General features: G+C 41.5%; 2 protein-coding genes. Both read left to right on the forward strand.

Annotation, left to right across the window (positions count from 1 at the left end; translation table 11 throughout):
* Window positions 1–5,464: PLxRFG domain-containing protein (locus Q0212_RS14855; RefSeq protein ID WP_297926944.1), on the forward strand; the 5,464-nt coding region annotated here is incomplete at its 5' end.
* Window positions 5,465–5,522: 58 nt separating this feature from the next.
* Window positions 5,523–5,709: hypothetical protein (locus Q0212_RS14860; RefSeq protein WP_297926946.1), on the forward strand; the 187-nt coding region annotated here is incomplete at its 3' end.

The raw sequence follows: 5,709 nt of genomic DNA on the forward strand, positions 1-5,709 counted from the left end.
TCAATGGGCGCAAGTACGGACTGATAATTTTAAGGCATGGTTTGGTGATTGGGAGGGTGACGCAAAAAATGCTAGTCAGGTTGTTGATAGCAATGGCGAACCGATGGTGGTTTATCACGGGACAAAATCTGATTTTGATGTGTTTAATCTTAATAAGCTCTCTAAAAATACAAATAATGACGGCCATTATGGAGCTGGCATATATTTTAGTGTTGAGAGTTTAGAGGCTGAAACATACGGGAATAGTGTATTGCCAGTATTTTTAAGCATTAAAAATCCAATTAAAAATAGCAACTCTTTTTTAGAACCACTTGCTGAGAAGTTTGGCTATAAAAAAGAGTTTAAGACTGTTGATAAAAAATGGATTGCATTGGAAATATCTAAAAAAGATGCTAATGCTGGTATTTTAGCTGGGTTATATGCTGACGGTTACACATTCGATAATGTTTGGTCTGAATTTGAAAAACTTGGCGGAGTTTATCAAGGGGCAATAGATTTAGATGAGGTTGGTGATTTATTTGAAAATATAAATGAATCTATTGGTTTTTATGGGAAACAGTTTATTACTGAAAACATTGGAAATATCCCCGAAGATAAAAAAATATATGGATATAGCAAAAAATTGGATATTCTTGATATTACAGACAGGGGAAATAATGGACAATGGTTTACCGATATAGTTAAGAATGCGGGGTTTGATGGAGTATTTGCTGGCTCTGAAATTATCGCCTTCAATCCCACCCAAATAAAATCCGCCATAGGAAACAATGGCGAGTTTAACCCAACGAATCCCGATATTCGCTTTAGCCGCAAAGCCAAAAACCCTATCAACGAAGGCATAAGCAAACGTGTGTCTGAAACGCTTGATGCGCGTGATATTCAACTCATGGCCGAGCGCATGATTCGTGAAATGGGAAATGGGACTAAGCCAAGCAACAATACCAAAGCTAAAGTATCGCAATTTAGCCAATTAAACACGCCACAATCCCAAATCAATGCGGTACGCAAGAAGTACGAAGGCACAGACCAATGGATGAAAGCACCCAATGGCGAGCCTACTAAACTTAATGAGATGCAATGGGCGCAAGTGCGTACTGATAATTTTAAGGCATGGTTTGGTGATTGGGAAAATGACCCTGCCAATGCGTCAAAAGTTGTTGATGAAAATGGCGAGCCTTTGGTGGTTTATCATGGGACAAAAGGAAGGTTTACAGCCTTTGATCCTAGCAAACAGCAAAACGGATGGCTTAGTAAGGGGTTTTATTTTACCGATGACAAACCAAGCGCAAAATCTTTTGGTCGCTCAGTTTTTTCTGTTTTCTTGAATGTCAAAAGCCCATTTGTTGTTAAAGGTGAGGATACTAGCAGCTTCGTAAGCGAGGTAAAGAAAGCCTATTTGTCAGAATCAGACGATATGCCGATCAATTTAACACCTGTGCTAGAGAGAAATGGGCATGATGGCGCATTCGTGAGTCACTGGGATTTTGGGCGAATTTATACCTCATTCAACCCAACCCAAATCAAATCCGCCACCGACAACACAGGCGAATTTAACCCAACGAATCCCGATATTCGCTTTAGCCGCACAGAGCAAAAGCCGCGTAGTGCTACTTTAGATAACTTCATTGCTAAAGCTATTGCTGAAAAAGCATGGCTAACAACAGAGCAGATTAACCTTCTTAATAGTGCGACTACATTTGATGAGTTAATCCCATTATTAGATAAGGTATGGGCACAACGCAACGCCGACTTAAAACAGGAAAACATTGCAACAACCAAAACAGCAACAGGTGTTGATAACATTAAATCGCTGATTCGTTCAGAAGTTGATAGTGGCCATATAACCAAAGAACATGGCGACCTTGCATTGTATTTTGCTGAAAAGAACCCTGCCCTTTTTGATAGTTTAAAGTCATTCTCTTTTCAGAATGATGCCGAGACATTAAGCGGTAATGCCGTAGGTGGCGTTTATAATGTTGTTGATAAGGTTATCAGGATTAGCAGACGTACTAACGGCAGTCAACTCACGATAGCTCATGAAGTCCTTCATCATGCCGAGGAGTTTTTACCTGAAAACATTAAATCTAGCATTATTAAGGCATGGCAAAATGACCTAATTCGCGCATTTAAAAGTGCTGAAAATGGCTCAAATAGAAAAACCATGCTTCACGCAATTATTCATTCCATTGTTATGGGCGATATGTCGGCAATCGAAAAAGCGATTAACTCAATGGATGGAGTCATCCCTTCTAATACATACCATTTATTTAATCCATCAGAGTATTGGGCTGAAAATGCCTCACGCTTAATGAACAACCGTTCAAAAAGACAAGATACTTGGATTGAAAATGCGAGAAGCTGGATTAACGGGCTTATTCAGACGTTAAAAAATGCGCTTGGCCTTCAAAATGACGCGGCAATCTTAAAAGGGTTGCGAATGGTGCTTAGTGGCAGCCAGTTAAAAGAAGGTGGCAAAGGGATTGATATAGACCACGTCTACAACATGAAGATGCTTAAATTGTTTAGCTATATTGGGAAGTTTAATCATGATGGCGCAAACAAGACCAAAACAAGCAATGAAAAATACAGTAGACAGTCTAAAAACCCTATTACCGAAGGCATTAAATCCGCAGCCAACGATGCTAAAAACAGCCTGCCCAAGCCTATATCGGGCAAAATAGACCACTTTTTAGCAGGGCGTAGATTGCCTAGCGGTGATGTAGCCAACATTGTTTCTAAAACAGAGTTAAGCCTTTATCACCGTACCATTAGCACCCAACAAAATACCGCCTTGCAGTTACCTGACTTCAAAAAAGTCTATGACATGGCACAACGCTACTTACAACACGTCTCGGTTGATGCTTATGCCGCATTGCAAGCAGCACCTAATTTGTTAGGTCAATTAGAAACATGGAGCGACTTAAAGAAAGAATTTAAAAAGGCATGGCCAGCAACCTACATCAAACAAAAAACAGACAGAGCCGCAGTAGCCGAAGTGATTTTTGATGAAACGCTTAATAATGAATTGAGAAGCGAGGAGGACATTCTCAAGGCATTGTCTCGTGACCAACGCAAAATATACAAAGAAGCGCGTGATGCCATCGAGGTTAGCTTAAAGAATACCGCCAAGTCGGAAATGGTGCGTAAACTTTTGGCAGCAGAAGCTATCAACTGGCACACGGTTGAATCCTTGATGGATAAAAATCTACCTGTTGAACAGTTTGCACAATCTGTTCGTGACTTGGTGGAGTCTCGCATTGGTGGACTAAACAATGAGCTTGAGGCCATTCTTGACAGTGACAAGATGGTTAAAAAAGCCTTTAAGACTGGCGAAAAAGAAGGGCTAACTAAAGAGCAAAAGATAGAGCTTAAAAAAGCATTGGCACTAAAAGCACAAATTGACACCACAAAAGAAGCCTTAAAATCGCTTAATGATGTTGAAAAACGCCTTGATACGCTACTTGAACAGGGTTATGCCCCGTTAATGCGTTTTGGCGAATATACGCTTACTGTTCGTGGCCAAGATGACAAGGTTCAATCATTCTTTATGTTTGAGACCAAAGCAGAACAAGCAAGAGCAGCCAATGCCATTGTTGCGCGTTACGGCAAAACGGTAAAACTAGAAACCGATATGATTAGCAAGGAGGAGTTTAAGCAGTTTGCAGGCATGACACCTGAGACTATGGCATTATTTGCTAGAGAAACAGGCATGGACAAAGATGCAGCGTATCAGCACTATCTAAAACTAGCGATACCTGCGCGTAGTGCCATGACTCGCATGATTAAGCGTAAAGGTACAGCAGGGTTTAGTGATGATATACAGCGTGTAGTTGCTTCGTTTGTAATGAGCAATGCGCGTATGTCAGCCAAAAACATCTATGCGGCACAGATTGAAAAATCCATTCAAGATATTACAAGCGGTAAGTCGGTAAAAGACCAAGCTATTGTTATGAAAGAGAACGTCTTTAATCCTAAAGAAAACTTTGCCCAATTACGCAACATTTTATTCTTGTGGAACTTAGGCGGCTCGATATTCTTTGGCTTGCTAAACATGACACAGCCCTACTTACAGACCTTACCGCACCTATCGCAATATGTACCGATTAAAGATGCGTTTGATGCCATTATCAAAGGTTCGGGCATTGCAGGTGCAGCTATGAAAAATGGCCATGCACCTAAAGGCTATGAAGCTGAATACAATCGTGCCGTCCGTGAAGGCCATGTTGACCCTCAAAACGTGTTTATGTTGAGCGGTGTTGAGCGTGGCAAAACAGGATTAAGCAATAGTTGGACTTCGGTTGCATCACACTTAATGGGTTCAATTGCTCAAGTAACAGAATCCTTTAACCGTAAAGCCGTATTTATAGCCTCGATTGATGTTGCCAACAAAAAAGGCGCGGCATGGTTAAAGAAACACGGTTTTGCAACAGCGTATGATTTTGCCGTGGACTCTATTTCACAAACACAAGGCGTGTACAACAAGGCTAACCGCAGCAATTGGGCGAATACCTCGGTGGGTGCGCCCTTGATGACCTTTAAGCAGTATGGCATTAACTACGTTGAGCAAATGGTGAGAATGTGGCGCAAGAAAGCCGAATCAGGTGATGAAGGCAAAAAAGCGGTGTTCTTAATGTTGGCAATGTTGGCCTCGTTATCGGGTGTCTTGGGCTTGCCATTTATGAAAGACTTCTTAGACGTATCAGAGACAACGGCAGCATTTTTGGGCAATCCTGTCAACATTGAACGTGAAGCGCGTTTAGTGCTTGGCAAAGACTTGGCCGACCCTATCTTTAATGGCGTGTTAAATCACTATGTATTTAGCGTACTTGGTGTTGATACTCAATCCCGTACAAGCATGGGTGATTTATTACCACTAAGCAATGCACTAAACCCAACACTTAGCGCACAAGGCCGAATAAACGAGTTTGCAAGTATTGCAGGGGCAACAGGTGGATTGATTGAGAAGGGTTACGATGCAAGCCAGTTTATTGCGCGTGGTAATGTGGGAATGGCCGCATTAACGCTTTTACCTCGCTCGGTAACAAGTTTAATTACTGGTGGTAAAATGGCGGCAACTGATGAAGTCACAGACAGCAAAGGCAATAAGCTGTTTGACACAACATGGGATGAGGGGCTGGTTAAAGCAATTGACGCGACACCTAAGCGCATGGCAGATTTATCGCGCACCAAGTCTTTAGAGTGGAAGGATAAGTCTATACAGGCATATATGACCACTAACTTTAAGCAGAAGATAATAGCGGCCATGATGGATAATGACCAAGCCGAAGTACAAAACTTAATGAAGAAGGTGCAAGAGTGGAATACTTCTAGGCCAAAATATCCCGTGTTTATTAACCTAAACACATTATCCAAAAACGCCAACAAGAAAGACCAAACCTTTGATGCGCGTGAAAGCATACCTAAAGGTATGGACTGGATGAAAAACGAACGTCCTGAAATGTGATTGATGTTACAATTCAACTAACTAGCTTGTTAAATTCAAGCAACCAAGAGAGGTATATATGACAGCGCAAACAGCAAGATTATTGGTAGATGGGAATGGTCAGATTATTCCTAATCAGTATTATGATGTGGTAACTAATAGCTTTAAAGCGAGTGAAGGCGGAACAGGCATATCTGTTGGCGGCACAGAGGTTAGCTCTAGCAATCCGTTGCCTGTCGCACCTACAGCCAGTGAAAATCACATTG

Origin of the sequence: uncultured Agitococcus sp., assembly GCF_937920075.1 — a bacterium.
In the GTDB taxonomy this organism is placed as follows: Bacteria; Pseudomonadota; Gammaproteobacteria; order Pseudomonadales; family Moraxellaceae; genus Agitococcus.